This is a genomic window from Lysobacter niastensis (assembly GCF_031457115.1).
GTDB classification, from domain to species: Bacteria; Pseudomonadota; Gammaproteobacteria; order Xanthomonadales; family Xanthomonadaceae; genus Lysobacter_J; species Lysobacter_J niastensis_A.
In genome coordinates, this window is the sequence record NZ_JAVDVY010000004.1 from 88679 (window position 1) to 106075 (window position 17397).

Consider the following 17397-nt stretch of genomic DNA (forward strand, 5'->3'; position numbering starts at 1 on the left):
GCAACTCAGTAGCGCAGCAGCGCCGAACCCCAGGTAAAGCCGCCACCGAAAGCCTCCAGCAGCAGCAACTGGCCGCGCTGGACCTTGCCCGAGCGCACCGCTTCGTCGAGCGCCAGCGGCACCGAACCGGAGGAGGTGTTGCCGTGCCTGTCGACGGTGACCACGACGCGATCCATCGGCATGTCCAGGCGCTTGGCCGTGGCTTCGATGATGCGCAGGTTGGCCTGGTGCGGGATCAGCCAATCGATCTCGTGGCGATCCAGGCCGTTGGCTTCCAGCGCTTCCTCGACGACCGAGTCGAGCGCCTTGACCGCATGCTTGAACACTTCGTTGCCGGTCATCAGCACGCGTACACCGGCGTTGTGTTCTTCCGGCTTGAACCCGACCGAGACGCCAACGGGGTTCCACAGCAGTTCCTTCTTGGCGCCATCGGCGTGCATGTGCGTGCTGAGGATGCCGGTCTCGGTATCGGCCTTCAGCACGACCGCGCCGGCGCCATCGCCAAACAGCACGCAGGTCGCGCGATCGCTCCAGTCGAGCATGCGGGTCAGCGTCTCGGCGCCGACTACGAGCACCGTCTTGGCAGCGCCCGAACGGATGAACTTGTCGGCGACCGTCAGCGCGTAGACGAAGCCCGAACAGGCGGCATTGACGTCGAACGCCGGGCAGCCAGCGGCACCGAGGCGGTGCTGCAACAGGCAGGCGGTCGAGGGGAAGATGAGGTCCGGCGTGGTGGTACCGACCACGATCAGGTCGATCTCTTGGGCCGTGACGCCGGCCGCTTCCAGCGCGCGCGTCGCCGCATGGAATGCGAGGTCGCTGGTGGTTTCGCCTTCGGCGGCAATGTGACGCTCGCGAATGCCGGTACGGGCCGCGATCCATTCGTCATTGGTATCGACGATCTTGGCCAGATCATCGTTGGTCAGCACTTTTTCCGGCAGGTAGCTGCCAGTGCCCGCGATACGGGCATAAATCTGCGAAACCGCCTGCTTTGAAGCTGCCTGCTCAGTCATCTCCACTCCGCTGCGAAACCGTTGCCAAGGCCCGCCTCGTGAAGTGGACGGGATACCTCGCCGCACAGCGGCCGTGGATCCGGATTGTCAGATCGGCGGCAGCCCGCGCACCGCACGAAGGCAGCGCGCGGCGCGGCAGGACGCGAAGATTACTCTTCGTCGACGACCTTGGACTGGGTGTCGATCACCTTCTTGCCACGGTAGTAACCGTCGGCGGTGACGTGGTGACGCAGATGGGTCTCGCCCGTGGTCGGGTCGGTCGCCAGCTGCTTGGCGCTCAGCGCATCGTGCGAACGGCGCATGCCGCGCTTGGACGGGGAAACGCGGGACTTCTGAACAGCCATGGTCTTGCTCCAAGGAAAACTGAAAACGAATTCGTGAAAGCGCGAAAATTAAACCGCGACAACTATTTTTTGTGCTTCAGCGCCGCCAGGGCGGCGAACGGGTTGGCGCGCTCCTGCTCGGCCTCTTCAGCCGGCCAATCGCGCTCCATCGCATCCGTGCCAGGCGCCATCGGCACGACCGGGATGGCGAGGATCAGTTCGTCCTCGACCAGCTCGGAAGGCCGCAGCATGCCGTCTTCCGGCACCAGCAGCGGTTCGTAACCCGGCGGCAGCGCAGCCTCGTCCGCTTCATCGCGTATGAGACCGAGCCGCTGCACGATGTTCACCGGCAACAGGAACCGTTCCAGGCTGCGCTGGCACACCAGCGGCAGTCCGGCTTCGATGCGCAACTCGACGTAGGGGACTTGCAGTTCATCGCGATCGAAATCGAGCGCGAAGCGCACCTCACCTTCAGTATCGAGCAGACTGTCCCGCAGCCGCGTCAGCGCGGACAACGGCAAACGGCCTTCCACGCCGCGCCGGGCCGTGACCATGCGCCAAGCATCGAGCATCTCGGGCAGGTTCGCTGACATAAGCCGGAGAATGCTACGGGCCGTGGCCGGCGCTGTCAAACCTAAGCCTCTGTCTGCGTGGGGATTTGGCGGTGGCTACCGGAAGCGTTCAGACTGGAGCCTTTCCTGCCCTGTACCGATGCGCCGTGCCTGACTCCCTGCTCCTCCTGCTTCTCGCCATCGCGGCTGTGGCCGCCGCCCTGGCCCTGCGGCGGCGGCGGCCGAACCCGCATGAGCGCGCCGTCCGCGAGGTACTGGACGCGGCGGACGCCCTGGAGGCGCGGCTGCGCACCGCCAGGGCCGAAATCGAGGCCATTGCCGGCGATCGGGGCGAGGATCCGGTCGGAGAGGCCATGCGCGAGATGCTGCGCCAGCGCCTGTGGCTGCGCGATCACGGCCGCGATGCCTCGCTGGCGCAACTGGCCGAGGTGCGAACCTCGATCGACGCCGCCCGCGGCAGGATCGAGCAGCAGCTCATCCGTATCGAGCGCGCCCGCGCTCCGATGGCCTGACCGCTCATTCATGTCGCTTCTGATCCTGGCCTCGACCTCGCGCTATCGCCGCGAGTTGCTGAACCGGCTCGGCCTGCCTTTCGACACGGCGCGTCCGGACACCGATGAGACCCCGTTGTCGGGCGAAACGCCTCAATCCCTGGCCGCACGGCTGTCGTCGGCCAAGGCCGAAGCGGTCGCCTTGCTGAATCCGCAGGCCTGGGTCATCGGCTCGGACCAGGTGGCCGAATTCGACGGAGGCACGCTGGGCAAACCTGGCGGCCGCGAGGCTGCCATCGCACAACTGCGTGCGATGGCCGGGCGCAGCGTGCGATTCAGCACCGGCGTTTGCCTGGCGCGCGCCGGAAGGACACCGCTGCAGGCCCTGGATACGACGACCGTACGCTTCCGCGCGCTGACCGCGGACGAAATCGCCCGTTATGTCGATGCCGAACAACCTTTCGACTGCGCCGGCAGCTTCAAGTCGGAGGGCCTTGGCATCACGCTGTTCGAGGCGATCGATTCGCAGGACCCGACGGCCCTGATCGGCCTGCCACTGATCGCGACAGCGCGACTGCTGCGCGAAGCGGGCTTCATCCTTCCCTAGCCGGGACCTTCCAGGTCAGTGACCTCATCGGTCCACGACGTCTATGGGTTGCTCGGACCAGTCCTCGACGCTGCCATCGCGTGAGTGCAGGCGCAGGCCCAGCCAATGACGTCCAGAAACCCGCTCGGGCAACTCGACCTGCCCTGCGAATCCGACGCGCGGATGCTGCGGATCGTTGCTGATCTTCCAGTAAGCCTGCACGCCGGGAGATTCGCGCCCATAGGCGACAGGCGCGAGCACTTTGCCGTCGAGCATCACCTCCACGCGATCCAGGCCGATGCCATCCTTGAAGGCCCAGCCGCTCAGCTCGAAGCGGCGCGCCACCTTCTCGCCGCTGATCGGCGTGTCGATCCACGCCATTGCCGGCGCCGTGCAATCACCCGATGTCGTCGAACGCGACTGGTCCAGCGCGAACAGCAGGAACCGCTGCCGCCCATGGTCGATGTTGAGCACATTCGGCGGCGGCAGCGGACCGACCATCGCGCATAAGGCGTGGTAGCGCGCAAGCAGGTTCTTGTACTCCACTTCGCTGGCGCCGACGACCAGCAATACCGGCGCTGCAGCCCAGTCTTCGCGGCCGCGTGTCTGCAAGCCCCACAACTTCAACTGCGGGGCGCGCCCGTGCTTGTGGTTGAGCGGATGGTCGAGCACCGGAATGTTGGCATCGCCCAGCGCGAAACCGAGTTCGGCGGCGATCTTGAAATTGTCGGCCACCACGCGGGTTCCCGTCGGCATCGACGCAAGCTGCTTGCGCACCGCGTCGGCCAACGGGTTCCAACCGGCAAAGTTGGCCGGATACCACTTTTGCGCCGCACTGCGTGCTCGCACGTCCGGCCGGGACACCGCAACGTAGTAGCCAAGGAACACGACCAATCCCGCTGCCGCCGTCCACCACGTCACGCGACGCAGGGTGCGAGGCCACGTGGCCAGCATCGCCGGCAGCAGGGGCAGCAGGGCCAGATAACCTGGCATCGGCCAATGGAAGCTGACCCGCTCGGTATCGGCGAAGAAGCCGAGCGCGAAGAATCCCAGCACCACTCCGCCACCCAGCATCGCGAAATAGCGTGCGGCGGGAATGACACCATCGCGATCGCGCCATCCGGCGACCATCAGCGCCACGAACAACGGTGGCGTCACCAGCAAGGCCTGGATCACGACGAACCACAGGCCGTCGACGTGGAATGCCCAGGGATGCCGATCGACGAGCTGGAAACGCAGGCCGGCATCGGCGTTGTCGAAGTTCCACGCGACCAGCGGCACCCACGCCGAGGCGCCGATGGCGATCGCGATCCAGACCCGCACGTCGCGCAGCATGCGCCTGCCTTCGGGCATGGCGAGCAGCGCGAGGAATCCGACACCGATCACGGCGATGAAGCGGTAGTGGCTCAGCGCACCGAGTGCGAGGCCGGCGGCGAGCTCCAGCGACGAGGACGCGCGCACTTCGCGCAGCAGGCGCGCGCCGGCATCGATGCACAGCAGGGTCGCCAGCGCCATCGCGGCGTCGGGCAATGCCATCAGCCCCAGCGTGCCGGACAGCGGCAACAACAGCGCGAAGCAACCGGCCTGCCAGCCGGCCAACGCGCCGAATTCGCGTGCGGTGATGCGCACCGTCAGCAGCGGCACCAGCGCGCCGATCAGCAGGAACGGGGAACGCAATGCCAGCGTGCTATCGCTTCCCCCCAGCCACGTACCCAGTCGTGTCAACCAGGCGGTGAGGCCAGGCAGGTCGGAATACGCGGCAGCGAGGTGCTGTCCTTCGAGCCAATAGAAGGCCTCGTCGACAAAAAGAGGCAGCCGCCAGGCGATGGCGAGCTTGAGCAGCAACACGGCGCCCCAAAGCGTCCAGAACCCGCGTCGCACCCGATCTTCACCACGCATCCGTTCGCTTCCTCGCTACACTCTGGTCATCACAGGAGAGACTCGATGGCAGCATCCCCGTCTGCGCCGGCCATGCTAACCGATGACCTGCGCGCTGCCCTCGACCGGGCACAGAAGCAGGTCAACTCCCTGGTGCTGGGAAAAGCGCACGAAGTGCGCCTGGCCTTCGTCGCGCTGCTGTCGGGCGGGCATCTGCTGATCGAGGACCTGCCCGGCCTGGGCAAGACTACCCTCGCGCACGCATTGGCCGCCACGCTCGGACTGGAGTTCCAGCGCGTGCAGTTCACGTCCGACCTGCTGCCGGCCGATGTCGTCGGCGTGTCGGTGTTCGACCCGCAGACGCGGCGCTTCGAGTTCCATCCCGGACCGGTGTTCACGCAGGTGCTGCTGGCAGATGAGATCAATCGCGCCCCGCCGCGGACGCAGAGCGCGCTGCTGGAATCGATGGCCGAGCACCAGGTCACCGTCGACGGCACCACGCACGCCCTGCCCGAGCCGTTCTTCGTGATCGCCACGCAGAATCCTGTGGACCTGTCCGGGACCTACCCACTGCCGGATTCGCAACTGGACCGTTTCCAGCTTCGGCTCACCCTGGGCTACCCGGGTGATGCCGCCGAGCGCGACCTCCTGGCCGGCGGCGACCGTCGCGACCTCATCGCCCAGACACTGCCCTTGCTGGGCAGCGACGACGTGATCGCGGCGCGCCGGGCCGTGAACGCGGTGCATGCCAGCGACGCGCTGATCGCATACGTCCAATCCCTGCTCGCGCGCAGCCGTCGCCATCCCGGCGTTCGCGTGGGCCTGTCTCCGCGCGCCGGCCTGTCGCTGCTGCATGCCGCTCGCGCGTACGCATTGCTGCTGGGGCGCACGCATGTGCTGCCCGAGGACGTGCAGGCGCTGTTCGCGCCCGTGGCGGCACATCGGCTCGTGGCCGACGCCAATGCCGGCGACGACGCCACGTTGGCCAAGTCGATCCTGCACGCGGTGCCGGTGGACTGAGCATGAAGCGTTGGTCGCGCCTTCGGACCGCGCTGCGCACGGGTCTGACACGTCCGCGCGATCCCGAATCCCTGCCCGCCCGCATTAATCGCCGGCGCGTCTACGTGCTGCCCACGCGTTTCGGCCTGTTCTATTCGACGTTGCTGTTCACCATGACGGCCGGCTCGTTGAACTACAACAACAATCCCGCGCTGCTTCTGGCCCTGCTGCTGGCGGGCGCGGGGCTGGCGAGCCTGGTCGCGGCACAACTGCAACTCACCGGCATGGAGGTCAACGCCATCGATGCGGAACCGGTGGCCGCCGGCGCACCGATGACGGTCCGCGTGCATGTCAGCGCCCCGCCCAAACGCCTGCGACGCGGACTGCGCGTCGACGACGACGGTGCACTGGACGTCAGGGCGGGCGTGCTCGACCTGGACCAGGGCCGAGGCGAAGTCGACGTCGTGTTTGCCACCGAACAACGCGGCTGGTTCGACCTGCCGCGCCTGCGCCTGTCGACGACGCGCCCCCTGGGTCTGGCGCGGGCATGGGCCTATGTCTGGTCGGAGACGCCGTTGCTGGTGTATCCGGCCCCGGAAACCCACGGGCCGCCGCTGCCGGCAGGTATCGGCGAACAGGTGCAGCGTCGCCTGCATGCCAGCGGCGATGACGTCCACCACCTGCGCGCGTATCGCCCCGGCGATTCGAAGCGGGCCATCGCATGGAAGCCCTCGGCGCGTCGCGACATGCTGATCGTGCGCGAGTACGAGCGCCCCGTCGGTGCGGACGTGGTGCTGGACTGGCGCCAGATGCCGGGCATCACCTACGAAGCGCGGATCGCGCGGCTCGCGCGCTGGGTCGACGAAGCCGAACGAGACGGCCGCCGTTATCGTTTGCTGCTCCCGGGACAGCCTGAGATCGGTCCGGCCCGCGGCACGCTCCATCGCCACGCCTGCCTGCGTGCGCTTGCGCTGATGCCGCATGTCTAAGCCATCGATGCCACTGGACAGTAGTTGCCGGCACTGGACGCTGATCGCCTCGGCCGCCTGCCTGCTGCCGCTGCTGTTGCAGTTGCCGGCTCAACTCGGCGGCCTGATCGGGGTGACCGCAGTTGTCGTCGGCCTGCTGGCCTGGCGCCAGCCGCTGCCGGGATGGCTGCGCCTGGTGCTGACGCTTGCGTTGGTGGGAACCGTGCTCGGCGTCGGCGGATTCTCGTTCGGCCGAGACACCGGCTGCGCCCTGCTCGCCGCCATGCTCGCGGTAAAGCCATCCGAAACCGCAGGCCTGCGTGATGCCCGCAGCATGATCGGGTTCGCCTTGTTTGCGCCGTTCGCGACCTTCCTGCTCGACCAGGGACCGCTGTCCCTGCTCATGGGCCTGGTTGCGACGGTGCTGGCCCTGACCGCCCTTCAGACACTGGCCGACCTGGAGGTCGGCGACCGCCTGGTACGCACGACAGGGCGGCGCCTGCTCGGCATCGGCCGCCTGCTCGCCATCGGCCTGCCGTTGGCGCTGTCGGTCTTCTGGCTGTTCCCACGACTGGGCACGCCGTTGTGGGGCGTGCCCGAACGCTCGCTTGCGCGCCCGGGGTTGTCCGACCGGATGACGCCGGGTGAGTGGGTCGACGTGATGACCGACGACACGCCGGCACTGCGCGTGCGTTTCTTTGGCCCCGCGCCGGATACATCGCAGATGTATTGGCGCGGGCCGGTGCTGTGGAATTTCGATGGCCGCAGCTGGACCCAGCCGCAATGGCTGCGCGGCCTTCCGCCCGCCATCAGCGAGCCTTCACCGGTTCGCTGGGACTACGAACTGGAGATCGAACCCACCGATCGCAGGCAACTGGTCGCGCTCGACCTTCCCATGTCGGCGCCCGAAGACATGCGGCTGTCTCTGGACCACGGGTTGTATGCGTCGAAGCCGGTCAGTTCGCTGACTCGCATACGGCTGCGTTCGGCCGAGCCAAGGCAGTACGAGGCCAAAATCGGGCGAGTGCTTCGTGGCATGGCACTGGCGCTCCCCGACGGCTACAACCCGCGCACCCTCGCGCTGGCCCGGCAATGGCGGCGTGAAGCCGGCGGCGACGACGAGGCCATCGTGCGCCGCGCATTGGCCTGGGTGCAGCGCGATTTCGCCTACACGCTCGAAACGCCGCTGCTGGGTCGTCATTCCGTCGACGAATTCCTGTTCGACTACAAAGCCGGCTTCTGCGAGCACTTCAGCTCGGCCTTCGTGGTGCTGATGCGCGGCGCGGGGATTCCCGCCCGGGTGGTGACCGGCTATACCGGCGGCTACCGCAACTCCATCGGCAACTATTGGCTGGTGCGCCGCTCCGATGCGCACGCCTGGGCCGAGGTCTGGCTTCCCGATCGCGGCTGGGTGCGGGTGGACCCGACCGCGGCGGTGGCGCCGGAGCGCATCTACGACACCCTGGCCGACCGCGCGCCCGGCGGCGACTTGCTCGGGGGTGGCATGACCTCGTTGCTCAATACCGGCGACTGGCTGCGGCGCGGCTGGAACGACCTGGTCGTCGGCTTCAATGCCAGCCGCCAGGCGGAACTGCTCAGGCCTCTGGGCATCGACCGGCTGGAAGGGTCGCACCTGTCGCTGCTGTTCGCGCTGACCGCTTCGCTTGCCCTGCTGTGGATGCTGTGGCTCAGCGCGCAGGGCCAGCGCGAAGCGGACCCGGTCCTCCGGGCCTGGCACGTGCTCGATCGCCGCTACCGTCGCCTGGGACTTGGGCGCGAACCCCACGAGACCGCCTCGGACTGGATCCGCCGGGTCGGCCTGGCGCGTCCGGACCTGGCCTTGGCCTTGGAAATACTCAGCAACCGTTTCGTTGATTGGCGGTACGCTGACGGCCAGACCGGGGGGCGCGCAGCGGATGCCGATCGACAGCGCAGTCTGACCAGGGCACTACGCACGCACCGCCCCACTTCCGAACGCCCGCGCACGGACCCGCAGGCCGCGACAAAGCAACGGTCCACTGGAGAACGCCGATGATGTTCCGCTTCGCCGTACTCGCTCTCAGCATGACGTTGCTCGCCGCCTGCGCCACGGGCCCGGAGCCGTTGCAGGGCGATTTCAATCCCATCACGCCGCGCGACGCCGCTGCGACTGACAGCACCGGCGCGACCGTGCGCTGGGGCGGGCGCATCGTCAGCGTCGAGCCGATGAGCAACCGCACCTGCTTCGAGATGGTCTCCACCCACCTCGGCAGTTCCGGCCGGCCTTACTGGGGCAGCGACGATACCGGCGGCCGATTCCTCGCCTGCCGCACCGGCTTCTACGACCCGGCGGTGTTCGAGAGGAACCGCGAGGTGACCTTCATCGGACGTCTCGACGGCTACGAGAACCGCCGCATCGGCCAATACGACTACCGCTTCCCACGTGTCGAGGCCGACGTTGTGTACCTGTGGCCACAGTACGAAACGGCCAATTTGATCTACCCCTATCCGGCGCCGTGGCCGTGGTGGGGTTGGTGGTAAGCGCCCGCTGATGAAGGTTGCGATCGACGCCCGGCCCGCCGGGCGTCGTCGTATCCGGCTTACCTGGGCGTGCCGAAGCGCCCGAGCGGAGCGCCGGCCACCAGGTGCAGGTGGACCTGGAACACGGTCTGGCCACCGTGACCGTTGCAGTTCATCACCACGCGGTAGCCGTCTTCGGCGAAGCCCTGCTGACGCGCATATTCCGCGGCGGCCAGCGTCAGGCGTCCGATCACGTCGGCCTGCGAAGGCTTGAGGTCGTTGAGCGTGGCGACGTCGGTCTTGGGCACGAACAACACATGCACCGGCGCCTGTGGGGCAATGTCGCGGAACGCGATGAGGTGCTCGTCCTCGTAGACGATGTCGGCCGGAATCTCGCGGCGGATGATCTTGTGGAAGATGGTGTCGGACATGTGTCGGCCCCTCGGCGGTTGCCAACATGATGCCGCAAGCGCGTGAAGGGCGGATCGGAACAGGGAACGAAGGTGCGCAACACCTGAGGCGCGCGGGGTCTATTCCGTCATCTCGCTGCGGCTGCCGAAGGCGTGCGACAGCGTGCCGCGATCGACATATTCGAGCTCTCCACCCAATGGCACGCCGTGTGCGAGGCGGCTGGGGCGCACTTTGTGCTGGCGCGCCAACTGGGCCAGGTAATGCGCGGTCGCTTCGCCTTCGACGGTCGGATTGGTGGCGATGATCAACTCCTGCACTTCGCCCTCGGCCAAACGTGCTGCCAGCACATCCAACCCGAGTTCGCGCGGGCCGATGCCATCCAGCGGCGACAGCCGGCCCTGCAACACGAAATACAGCCCGCGATAGCCCGTCGCCTGCTCGATGGCGAGGCGATCGGCCGGCGACTCGACAATGCACAGCAAGTGCGCATCGCGCGAGGCGCTGGCGCAGGTCGCGCAGACTTCGGTCTCGCTGAAATCGCGACAGCGCGCGCACTGGCCGATCTTTTCGACGGCGACGGCCAGCGCATCCGCCAGGCGCTGCCCGCCGGCGCGATCGCGCTCGAGCACGTGGTAGGCCATGCGCTGCGCCGACTTCTGGCCGACGCCGGGCAGTACGCGAAAGGCTTCGATCAGTTGTTCGAGGAGTGATGAGGTCATTGCGGCTGTTTTTCCGACCCATCATTCCCGCTGCAGCGGGAATCCAGCGACTTCAACCTTGCCGCCCCAAGTTGCAGCAAGGCTCTGGAGTCCCGCATCCGCGGACATGACGCCGGGAAGGAGCGACCGGCTGGTATCAGAACGGCATCTTCATGCCGGGAGGAACCGGCATGCCGGCGGTCGCGGCCGACATCTTCGCCTGCGACTCGACATTGACCTTGTTGACCGCATCGTTGAAGGCGGCGGCGATCAGGTCTTCGGCCATCTCGGGATCGGCCAGCACGCTCGGATCGATGCGCACCTTGCGGCATTCCATGCGCCCGGAAATGGTGACGCTGACCATACCGCCGCCGGCGTTGCCGGTGACTTCGAGCTTGGCCAGCTCTTCCTGGGCGCGCTGCACGTTTTCCTGCATCTTCTGCGCCTGCTGCATCAATTGGGCGATATTTCCACGCATGTCGTTCTACTCGTCTAAGGAAAAGCCCCTCGTCCGAGGGGATGGCCGCGTCGCATGGGCGACGCGGCGGATGGGTTGATCAGTTCTCGTCGAACGGCCGGATCGAATCCGGCACGACCTTGGCGCCGTGCGAGATCAGCCGCTGCACGTCCGGGTCGCTCATGAAGAGCGATTCGGCGGCGGCCTGACGCTCGTCGCGGGCGCGCTCGTTGCGCTGATGCAGCGATTGCGCCGGTTGGGCAGCGTCCACGAATTTGATCTGCGGTGTCGCGCCAAGCGTGGACGCCAGCGCGTCGGCGACCATCCTGACCATCGTATCGCCGCGCAGGTGTTCGTCGGTAGGCGACAGCGACAGGCTCAACACGCCATGGGCGAAGCCGACGAAGCCGGCATGCTCGGCGAGCAGGCGCGCCGGGCCCCGCAGGCTGCTCGCCGCCACCAGCGCATGCCACGCATCCTCGTCGGCGATGCCGGCACCCTGCACGACGGCTGGCGCGACTACGGGATCATGGCGTGCCGGAAGCGGATCCGGACTGCGTACCGGTTCGGCGACGCGCGCTGGCACTTGCGCTTCTTCGCGCGGCATCGGCTCGGAGATCGGGCTGGCCGCTTCCGGCCTGGTTGACTCGGGCCTTGCCTCGGACCGGGCTGATTCCTGGGCAAAAGGATTCGGAGGTGGCACGCGCTCGCGCGGTGCGGGTGCGGGCGCAACCGGCGTCGCCACGGCAGGCGCGGCACGTTGTGCGGGATCACGCGCGGTGGCACCGCTTTCGCCCACCGGCACGCGAGCGCCCTCGCCTTCGGTGGGCCGGAACGCCAGCATGCGCAGCAGCGACATTTCGAAACCTGCCCGGGGGCTCGGCGCCAGCGGCAGATCGCGGCGGCCATTCAAGGCCATCTGGTACCAGAGCTGCACGACTTCCGCGCGCAGGCGCGCGGCCAGCGAGTCGATATCCACGCCATCGGCTTCGACCGTCGCACCCGGTACGAGTTGCCGCACCTGGATGCGATGCAACGCGTCGGCCACGGCATCCAGGACGCCGCCCCAGTCCGGAGAGAACTCGGCCAGCGTCGCCACTTCGGCCAGCATCCGTTCGCCGTCCCCGTCGGCCAGGGCAGCCAGCAAAGCGCCGACGCGGGTGCGATCCACTGTGCCCAGCATGGCCGCCACGGCGACATCACCGAGCTGGCCGCCGGTGTTGTTGGCGCCGGTGTAGGCGATGGCCTGGTCGAGCAGCGACAGCCCATCGCGCAGGCTGCCGTCGGCGGCCTTGGCGAGCTGGCGGATCGCGCCGGGCTCGGAGGCGATGCCTTCTGCTTCGAGAATGCGCGTGATCTGCCCCTGGATCTGCTGCTCGTCCAGCCGCTTCAGGTTGAACTGCAGGCAGCGCGACAGCACCGTCACCGGCAGCTTTTGCGGGTCGGTGGTCGCCAGCAGGAACTTCACGTGGCCCGGCGGCTCCTCCAGCGTCTTGAGCAGCGCGTTGAAGGCCGACTTCGACAGCATGTGCACTTCGTCGATCAGGTAGACCTTCACCCGACCGCGGCTGGGCATGTACTGGGCGTTGTCGATGACCTCGCGCACATCGTCGACACCGGTGTTGCTGGCGGCGTCGATCTCGAGCAGGTCGATGAAGCGTCCCGAATCGATGTCGCGGCAGGCGCCGCACTCGCCGCACGGCTCGGCGGAGGTGCCGCGCTCGCAGTTCAACGATTTGGCGAAGATGCGCGCGATCGTGGTCTTTCCGACGCCGCGCGTGCCGGTGAACAGGAAAGCGTGATGAACGCGGCCGGAGTCGAGCGCATTGGTCAGCGCGCGGACCACGTGCTCCTGCCCCACCAGTTCGGCGAAGCGCTTCGGACGCCACTTGCGGGCGAGGACGAGGTAGGACATGCCGCCATTCTGCCGCGCCGCGATCAAATTTGCTCACCTGACCACGAACGCGCCGCAGCGCGCCGGAACTGTGCCCATGGGCTTTGTTGTGGTGGCCGCCGTCGCCGGTTAGAATCTTCGGCCCTGGAAACGGCCGGAAGCCGCGTTCAGGGCAACGAAGTCCCAGGTGCGGAGAGGTGTCCGAGTGGTTGAAGGAGCACGCCTGGAAAGTGTGTAAGCGTCTAAACCGCGCTTCGGGGGTTCGAATCCCCCTCTCTCCGCCAGCTTCAAATGATCGAAAAGCCCCGCCGCGACAGCGGGGCTTCTGTTGAAACTGTCCATGGTGGCCCCGTCGGCCCCTCGCGACGCTAGGTCGAAAACCCCGCCAGGGCCGGAAGGCAGCAACGGTATCGACTGACGCGGGTGCCGAGGCCAGCCGGCGGGGCCACCGCCCGTTTTGGGCGACGCCCAAAACGAACCACGATCCGCTACGCCGATCGCGGGTCCCGTCTATGTGCTTCCGATCCCCGCCCTCCGGGCACCCCTTACGAAGGGGGCTTTCCTCCAGAGTTCCTTAGGCGAACCGAGAGTCGATTCGATTCAACTCACTCGGCGATGGCGAGTGCGTCGGGCTCGCGGCCGGTCGGCCAGTGCTCGATGACCCGCCAACGCTGGGTATCGATCACCGCAATCTCGTCGCCACCGCTGATGGCTACGTAAACGCGCGATTTGCGCGGATCGGCAATCACTCCGATCGGCAGGGCTGCACGGCCGAGCAAGGTATCGCGATAGTCGACTCCCTTCCGGGACAGCGGCACCGTGCGCTCGACGCGTTTGCGCTCGGCATCGATCACCGACAGCATCGCGGCGCGCGCGTTGGTCACCAGTGCGGTGCGCCCGTCCGCCGTGAATACCACGCGGATCGGGAATCCCGGGCTTTGCAACGTATGGCGGACCTCCAGTGTCGTCGGGTCGTGCACGGTGATCGTCCCCGCCTCGCGGTTGCTGACCCAGACCTCGTCGCGGCCCGGCCGCACGGCAATGCCCTCGGCTCCCGCTCCGGCAGCGACCTCGTGTGTCTTGCGCAGCGCCTTCAGATCGATCCGGCTCACCGTGCCGGCATCGATCTTGGTGACGTAGGCGAAGCGGCCATCGGCGGACACGGCGACCATGTGTCCGCGCCCTTCCTCCAGATCGATGGCCGACTCGACGCGCCCGCCCTCGATATCCACCAGCACAAGACTGCGCGACCCCTCGGTGGTCACCACCGCGCGCTTGTCGCCCGGCAGGAAACGCATGCCATGCGGGCGGCCATGCACTCCCAGATCGATCGTCCGCACGGCCTTGCCCGTGGACAGGTCCAGAACGCTCAAGCTGTTCCCGGGCGAACCGGCGCCATAGTTGCTGACCAGCGCGGTATGTCCATTGGTGCTCACCACGATCTCGTGAGGTCCCGCGCCCGTGGCGAATTCGCCGACCTTGCGCCCGTCCTCGGTCGACAGGCGCCATACGGTGTCGGCCGACTTGTTGCCGACCAGCAATTCCGCCGCCGACGCACGCGGCGCGATCAGTGCGAGCGACAGCAACAACACGACCGGGCGGATCATGGCATCGACTCCTTGTGACTCAGGGATTTTCGGGTCGATCTGGATGCAGCCAGCCAGCGTCGCCATCGGCGTACTGCTCGTGCTTCCAGATCGGCACCCGCCGCTTGACCTCATCGATGATGAAGCGGCACGCAGCGAAAGCGGCGTCGCGATGCGCGGCGCTGACGCCGACCCACACCGCCAGTTCGCCAATCGCCAGGTCGCCGATGCGGTGCACGCAGTGCGCATCGAGGATGTCGAACTTTGCGAGTGCTTCGCCCAGGACGCGCTCGCCCTCGGCTTCCGCCAGCGCAACATAAGCTTCGTAGCGAAGTCCGCGAACAGTGCGTCCCTCGTTGTGGTCGCGGACCCAGCCTTCGAAGCTGGCGTAACCACCCACCCGGTCATCGAGCAGGCCCGCGCGCAGCGTGCCGGTGTCGAAAGGCGTATCGGCCAGGACGAAATGTTTTTTCTGCGGCTCGCCCATGTCAGCCTCCGCTTACCGGCGGGATGAAGGCGACCTCGCTGCCGCTGCGCACGGCGGCGTCCCAGCGCGCGAACTCGCCGTCGACCGCCACCCGCAACCGCTCCTGCGGCAATGCAAAGCCATGGCGGGCGCGCAGCATCTCGTAGAGGGCACGCAGATCGGTTCCGGCCTCGACGGTTTCGCTGGCGACGCCTGCCGCATCGCGCAGGCTGGCGAAGTACAACACGGTGACCTGGCCCATCACCGTGCCCTCGATGCGGGCCTGGCAATGGGTTCGCCAAAGTCGTGGCGCCCGCCGCGCTTGCCCAGCAGCTTCGCCGGGCCGATCACGATCCGATGCGACAGCGCCTTGCACATGTCGTATACGGTCAGCGCCGCGACGGTGGCGCCGGTCAGCGCTTCCATCTCGACTCCGGTGCGATGCGTCGTCTTGACCGCGCACTCGATATTCAATGTGTTGTCGCCATCCCAGTCGATCGCGACCCGGCATGCATCGATCGGCAGCGGATGGCAGAACGGAATCAGTTCGTGAGTGCGCTTGACCGCCATGGTCGCGGCGATGATCGCCGTCTCGACGATGCCGCCCTTGGCACTCTTGAGCCCACTGGCGCGCAGTTGCGCGGCGACCTGTGCGGGAAAGCGGACGCGGCACTGCGCGACCGCTTCACGCGCGGTCACGGCCTTGGCCGATACGTCGACCATGGCCGGTCGACCGGCCGGATCGAGATGGGTCAGTTTCTTCGCCTTGCGCTTCATTCAACCGCCAATGAGATACATCTCGACGTGCTTGCGTGGCGCCGACGCGCGGCCTCGCAGCTCGCTGTAACGGTCGCCGCGGCGTGACCAGACCTCGGACACGCGCTCTCCCAGCGCCGCCTCGCCCTGCGCCAATGCCGGCCGTAGGTCGTGGCCGGCCGCCGCGAACAGGCAGGTGTAGAGCCGACCGTCGGCCGACACGCGCGCACGGTGGCAATCGCCGCAGAAGGGCTCGCTGACGGAGCTGACGAAACCGATCTCGCCACGTCCGTCGGCGAAGGCATAACGCGAGGCAACCTCGCCCCGGTACTGAGCCTCCAGCGGACGCAACGGCCAGCGCGCGGCGATGCGGTCGCGCAACTCGCGCGAAGGCACCACGCGTTCGCGAACCCAGCCATTGCAGGTGCCCACGTCCATGTACTCGATGAAACGCACGATGTGCCCCGTACCGCGAAAGCGCTCGACCAGCGGCAACACCTGGTCCTCGTTGATGCCGCGTTCGACCACGCAGTTGAGCTTGATCGATTCGAAGCCGGCCGCCTGCGCCGCTTCGATGCCGGCCAGCACATCGGCCACCTCGCCGCGGCCGCCAGACATCTCGCGGAACCGCTGCGGGTCCAGCGCATCCAGGCTGACCGTGATGCGCCCCAGCCCGGCTTCGCGCAGCGCGCGCGCCTGCGCGGCCAGCAGCGAACCATTGGTGGTCAGGGCGATGTCGTCGAGACCGTCGATGGCGGCAAGGCGACGGACCAGATCGGGCAGATGCTTGCGCAGCAGCGGCTCGCCGCCGGTCAGGCGAAGCTTGCGCACGCCAACGCGCACGAATCCGCGCACGAGCGTCTCGATCTCGTCGAACGACAGGCGCGACGCCGCATCGAAACCATAGTCATCCGGCACGCGATCGGCCGGCATGCAATACGGGCAACGGAAGTTGCACGCTTCGATCACCGACAGGCGCAGATCGCGCAACGGCCGCTCGCGCAGGTCGAGGGGCAGGGCCGGCAGTGGGGTCACGGCGCTCATACCTGTTCCGACCGCTGCGCGGTGGGTTCGTTCAGCGCCACGATCTCGCCCGGATGTGCCACCCGGTAACCGCGCGCGGCCAGCCGCTCGCCGTCCTCGCGTCGCGCGTAGTGATAGAGCAGGCAACGGTCGAGCAGTTCGCGCGGGTATTCGCGTTCCAGATCGTCGATACCGCTGTGCGAGGGATTGCCGTGCAATGCGCAGTCGTGCGCCACCAGCTCTCCATCGTCGGCGAACCTCCCGAGCACTTCCGGAATCGGCCTCGTATCGCCGGTCCACACCACGCTGCCACGCAGGCGCAGGCCGAAAGCGGTTTCCGGCCAGTGATGACGTGTCGGAAACACCTCCAGCCTCACCCCCCCGTGCCAGAACGCGGCACCGACCGGAATCACCTGGAAGGCATCCCAGAAATTCGCTCCGCCTTCGGCCAGCGTGTTGGGGTAATCGCCCACGCGCTGATGCAGCAGAGGCACCACGGTCGCCGGCACGTACACGCGCACCTTGCCGCGACGCGAGTCATCGAAATAACTGGAGACGAACAGCCGCTCGAAACCCGCCACATGGTCCAGGTGGGTATGGGTGATGAATAGCGCCTGGGGGGCCTGTCCGTAATGGGCGAGATACGCGGTCAGGCCCTCGCCGCCGCAGTCGATGGTCAGCCACGGTGCGCCGTCGCGCTCGATCGTCGCCATCGCCGAACCGAGCTCGACCGCCGACGCGTTGCCGACGCCGTGCAGACGCAGTTGCCAGCCCATT

General features: G+C 67.3%; 20 protein-coding genes, 1 tRNA gene and 1 other RNA gene. 8 read left to right on the forward strand and 14 right to left on the reverse strand.

What is annotated here, in order from left to right:
• Positions 1 to 5: 5 nt before the first annotated feature.
• From J2X06_RS17350 to J2X06_RS17360, 3 genes are all read right to left on the reverse strand, one after another.
• Positions 6 to 1013, reverse strand: coding sequence for a beta-ketoacyl-ACP synthase III (locus tag J2X06_RS17350; protein WP_310064626.1), 1008 nt, complete (start codon positions 1011 to 1013; stop codon positions 6 to 8).
• Between the two features lie 149 nt (positions 1014 to 1162).
• Positions 1163 to 1357, reverse strand: a complete 195-nt coding sequence (gene rpmF, locus J2X06_RS17355) for a 50S ribosomal protein L32 (RefSeq protein ID WP_310064628.1) — start codon at positions 1355 to 1357, stop codon at positions 1163 to 1165.
• Positions 1358 to 1419: 62 nt separating this feature from the next.
• The gene (locus J2X06_RS17360; protein ID WP_310064774.1) at positions 1420 to 1929 is read right to left on the reverse strand and encodes a YceD family protein; all 510 of its coding nucleotides are present in this window, start codon (positions 1927 to 1929) and stop codon (positions 1420 to 1422) included.
• A gap of 125 nt (positions 1930 to 2054) precedes the next feature.
• Between J2X06_RS17360 and J2X06_RS17365 the strand changes: the two genes are divergently transcribed.
• Positions 2055 to 2420: a hypothetical protein gene (locus tag J2X06_RS17365; RefSeq protein WP_310064629.1), complete on the forward strand. Its 366-nt coding sequence runs from the start codon at positions 2055 to 2057 to the stop codon at positions 2418 to 2420.
• A 10-nt stretch (positions 2421 to 2430) separates the two neighbouring features.
• On the forward strand, positions 2431 to 3006 hold the full coding sequence (locus J2X06_RS17370) for a Maf family protein (protein WP_310064631.1): 576 nt from the start codon (positions 2431 to 2433) through the stop codon (positions 3004 to 3006).
• Positions 3007 to 3030: 24 nt separating this feature from the next.
• Here J2X06_RS17370 and J2X06_RS17375 read toward each other — a convergent pair whose 3' ends face one another.
• On the reverse strand, positions 3031 to 4884 hold the full coding sequence (locus tag J2X06_RS17375; protein ID WP_310064633.1) for an ArnT family glycosyltransferase: 1854 nt from the start codon (positions 4882 to 4884) through the stop codon (positions 3031 to 3033).
• Between the two features lie 45 nt (positions 4885 to 4929).
• On the opposite strand from J2X06_RS17375, the gene J2X06_RS17380 reads away from it, so the two are divergent.
• From J2X06_RS17380 to J2X06_RS17395, 4 genes are read left to right on the forward strand one after another with little or no spacing between them, the layout of a single operon-like run.
• The gene (locus J2X06_RS17380) at positions 4930 to 5883 is read left to right on the forward strand and encodes an AAA family ATPase (RefSeq protein WP_310064635.1); all 954 of its coding nucleotides are present in this window, start codon (positions 4930 to 4932) and stop codon (positions 5881 to 5883) included.
• A 2-nt stretch (positions 5884 to 5885) separates the two neighbouring features.
• On the forward strand, positions 5886 to 6851 hold the full coding sequence (locus J2X06_RS17385) for a DUF58 domain-containing protein (RefSeq protein ID WP_310064636.1): 966 nt from the start codon (positions 5886 to 5888) through the stop codon (positions 6849 to 6851).
• Positions 6844 to 8865, forward strand: a complete 2022-nt coding sequence (locus J2X06_RS17390; RefSeq protein ID WP_310064638.1) for a transglutaminase TgpA family protein — start codon at positions 6844 to 6846, stop codon at positions 8863 to 8865. Before J2X06_RS17385 ends, J2X06_RS17390 begins: the two co-directional genes overlap by 8 nt.
• Positions 8862 to 9350 (forward strand): Slp family lipoprotein, encoded by a 489-nt coding sequence (locus J2X06_RS17395; RefSeq protein WP_310064640.1) that lies wholly within the window; start codon positions 8862 to 8864, stop codon positions 9348 to 9350. The genes J2X06_RS17390 and J2X06_RS17395 overlap by 4 nt, the downstream gene beginning before the upstream one ends.
• A 59-nt stretch (positions 9351 to 9409) precedes the next feature.
• On the opposite strand, the gene J2X06_RS17400 is transcribed toward J2X06_RS17395, so the two are convergent.
• The 4 genes from J2X06_RS17400 to dnaX all read right to left on the reverse strand — a co-directional run bounded on the left by J2X06_RS17400 (position 9410) and on the right by dnaX (position 12810).
• On the reverse strand, positions 9410 to 9760 hold the full coding sequence (locus tag J2X06_RS17400; protein WP_310064642.1) for a histidine triad nucleotide-binding protein: 351 nt from the start codon (positions 9758 to 9760) through the stop codon (positions 9410 to 9412).
• A 99-nt stretch (positions 9761 to 9859) separates the two neighbouring features.
• Positions 9860 to 10459, reverse strand: a complete 600-nt coding sequence (gene recR, locus J2X06_RS17405; protein ID WP_310064644.1) for a recombination mediator RecR — start codon at positions 10457 to 10459, stop codon at positions 9860 to 9862.
• A gap of 136 nt (positions 10460 to 10595) precedes the next feature.
• Entirely contained in the window at positions 10596 to 10916 is a 321-nt protein-coding gene (locus J2X06_RS17410; protein WP_310064646.1) for a YbaB/EbfC family nucleoid-associated protein, read from the reverse strand.
• A 79-nt stretch (positions 10917 to 10995) separates the two neighbouring features.
• Entirely contained in the window at positions 10996 to 12810 is a 1815-nt protein-coding gene (gene dnaX, locus J2X06_RS17415; RefSeq protein WP_310064648.1) for a DNA polymerase III subunit gamma/tau, read from the reverse strand.
• A 170-nt stretch (positions 12811 to 12980) separates the two neighbouring features.
• Here dnaX and J2X06_RS17420 point away from each other — a divergent pair.
• Positions 12981 to 13073, forward strand: a tRNA-Ser gene (locus tag J2X06_RS17420).
• A 65-nt stretch (positions 13074 to 13138) separates the two neighbouring features.
• Positions 13139 to 13235: signal recognition particle sRNA small type (ffs, locus tag J2X06_RS17425), an RNA gene on the forward strand.
• Between the two features lie 159 nt (positions 13236 to 13394).
• Here the strand turns inward: ffs and J2X06_RS17430 are convergent.
• Genes J2X06_RS17430 through J2X06_RS17455 form a run of 6 tightly spaced genes read right to left on the reverse strand, consistent with a single transcriptional unit; the run spans position 13395 to position 17396 of the window.
• Positions 13395 to 14396: a YncE family protein gene (locus J2X06_RS17430; protein ID WP_310064650.1), complete on the reverse strand. Its 1002-nt coding sequence runs from the start codon at positions 14394 to 14396 to the stop codon at positions 13395 to 13397.
• A 19-nt stretch (positions 14397 to 14415) separates the two neighbouring features.
• Positions 14416 to 14862: a molybdenum cofactor biosynthesis protein MoaE gene (locus tag J2X06_RS17435; protein ID WP_310064652.1), complete on the reverse strand. Its 447-nt coding sequence runs from the start codon at positions 14860 to 14862 to the stop codon at positions 14416 to 14418.
• Position 14863: 1 nt separating this feature from the next.
• The gene (gene moaD / locus J2X06_RS17440) at positions 14864 to 15103 is read right to left on the reverse strand and encodes a molybdopterin converting factor subunit 1 (RefSeq protein ID WP_430539621.1); all 240 of its coding nucleotides are present in this window, start codon (positions 15101 to 15103) and stop codon (positions 14864 to 14866) included.
• Positions 15103 to 15618 carry a cyclic pyranopterin monophosphate synthase MoaC gene (moaC, locus tag J2X06_RS17445; RefSeq protein ID WP_310064655.1) on the reverse strand — a complete coding sequence of 172 codons (516 nt, stop codon included), beginning with the start codon at positions 15616 to 15618 and terminating at the stop codon, positions 15103 to 15105. Before moaC ends, moaD begins: the two co-directional genes overlap by 1 nt.
• Positions 15619 to 16641 carry a GTP 3',8-cyclase MoaA gene (gene moaA / locus J2X06_RS17450; protein ID WP_310064656.1) on the reverse strand — a complete coding sequence of 341 codons (1023 nt, stop codon included), beginning with the start codon at positions 16639 to 16641 and terminating at the stop codon, positions 15619 to 15621. It abuts the gene before it with no gap.
• Positions 16638 to 17396, reverse strand: coding sequence for an MBL fold metallo-hydrolase (locus J2X06_RS17455; RefSeq protein ID WP_310064657.1), 759 nt, complete (start codon positions 17394 to 17396; stop codon positions 16638 to 16640). The genes moaA and J2X06_RS17455 overlap by 4 nt, the downstream gene beginning before the upstream one ends.
• Position 17397: the final 1 nt, after the last annotated feature.

Excerpts from the sequence above, each read along its gene's own strand:
- J2X06_RS17350 (WP_310064626.1), bottom strand. The coding sequence starts at position 1,013 with ATGACTGAGCAGGCAGCTTCAAAGCAGGCGGTTTCGCAGATTTATGCC.
- rpmF (WP_310064628.1), bottom strand. The coding sequence starts at position 1,357 with ATGGCTGTTCAGAAGTCCCGCGTTTCCCCGTCCAAGCGCGGCATGCGC.
- J2X06_RS17360 (WP_310064774.1), bottom strand. The coding sequence starts at position 1,929 with ATGTCAGCGAACCTGCCCGAGATGCTCGATGCTTGGCGCATGGTCACG.
- J2X06_RS17370 (WP_310064631.1), top strand. The coding sequence starts at position 2,431 with ATGTCGCTTCTGATCCTGGCCTCGACCTCGCGCTATCGCCGCGAGTTG.
- J2X06_RS17375 (WP_310064633.1), bottom strand. The coding sequence starts at position 4,884 with ATGCGTGGTGAAGATCGGGTGCGACGCGGGTTCTGGACGCTTTGGGGC.
- J2X06_RS17380 (WP_310064635.1), top strand. The coding sequence starts at position 4,930 with ATGGCAGCATCCCCGTCTGCGCCGGCCATGCTAACCGATGACCTGCGC.
- J2X06_RS17385 (WP_310064636.1), top strand. The coding sequence starts at position 5,886 with ATGAAGCGTTGGTCGCGCCTTCGGACCGCGCTGCGCACGGGTCTGACA.
- J2X06_RS17390 (WP_310064638.1), top strand. The coding sequence starts at position 6,844 with ATGTCTAAGCCATCGATGCCACTGGACAGTAGTTGCCGGCACTGGACG.
- J2X06_RS17395 (WP_310064640.1), top strand. The coding sequence starts at position 8,862 with ATGATGTTCCGCTTCGCCGTACTCGCTCTCAGCATGACGTTGCTCGCC.
- J2X06_RS17400 (WP_310064642.1), bottom strand. The coding sequence starts at position 9,760 with ATGTCCGACACCATCTTCCACAAGATCATCCGCCGCGAGATTCCGGCC.
- recR (WP_310064644.1), bottom strand. The coding sequence starts at position 10,459 with ATGACCTCATCACTCCTCGAACAACTGATCGAAGCCTTTCGCGTACTG.
- J2X06_RS17410 (WP_310064646.1), bottom strand. The coding sequence starts at position 10,916 with ATGCGTGGAAATATCGCCCAATTGATGCAGCAGGCGCAGAAGATGCAG.
- dnaX (WP_310064648.1), bottom strand. The coding sequence starts at position 12,810 with ATGTCCTACCTCGTCCTCGCCCGCAAGTGGCGTCCGAAGCGCTTCGCC.
- J2X06_RS17430 (WP_310064650.1), bottom strand. The coding sequence starts at position 14,396 with ATGATCCGCCCGGTCGTGTTGTTGCTGTCGCTCGCACTGATCGCGCCG.
- J2X06_RS17435 (WP_310064652.1), bottom strand. The coding sequence starts at position 14,862 with ATGGGCGAGCCGCAGAAAAAACATTTCGTCCTGGCCGATACGCCTTTC.
- moaD (WP_430539621.1), bottom strand. The coding sequence starts at position 15,103 with ATGGGCCAGGTCACCGTGTTGTACTTCGCCAGCCTGCGCGATGCGGCA.
- moaC (WP_310064655.1), bottom strand. The coding sequence starts at position 15,618 with ATGAAGCGCAAGGCGAAGAAACTGACCCATCTCGATCCGGCCGGTCGA.
- moaA (WP_310064656.1), bottom strand. The coding sequence starts at position 16,641 with ATGAGCGCCGTGACCCCACTGCCGGCCCTGCCCCTCGACCTGCGCGAG.
- J2X06_RS17455 (WP_310064657.1), bottom strand. The coding sequence starts at position 17,396 with ATGGGCTGGCAACTGCGTCTGCACGGCGTCGGCAACGCGTCGGCGGTC.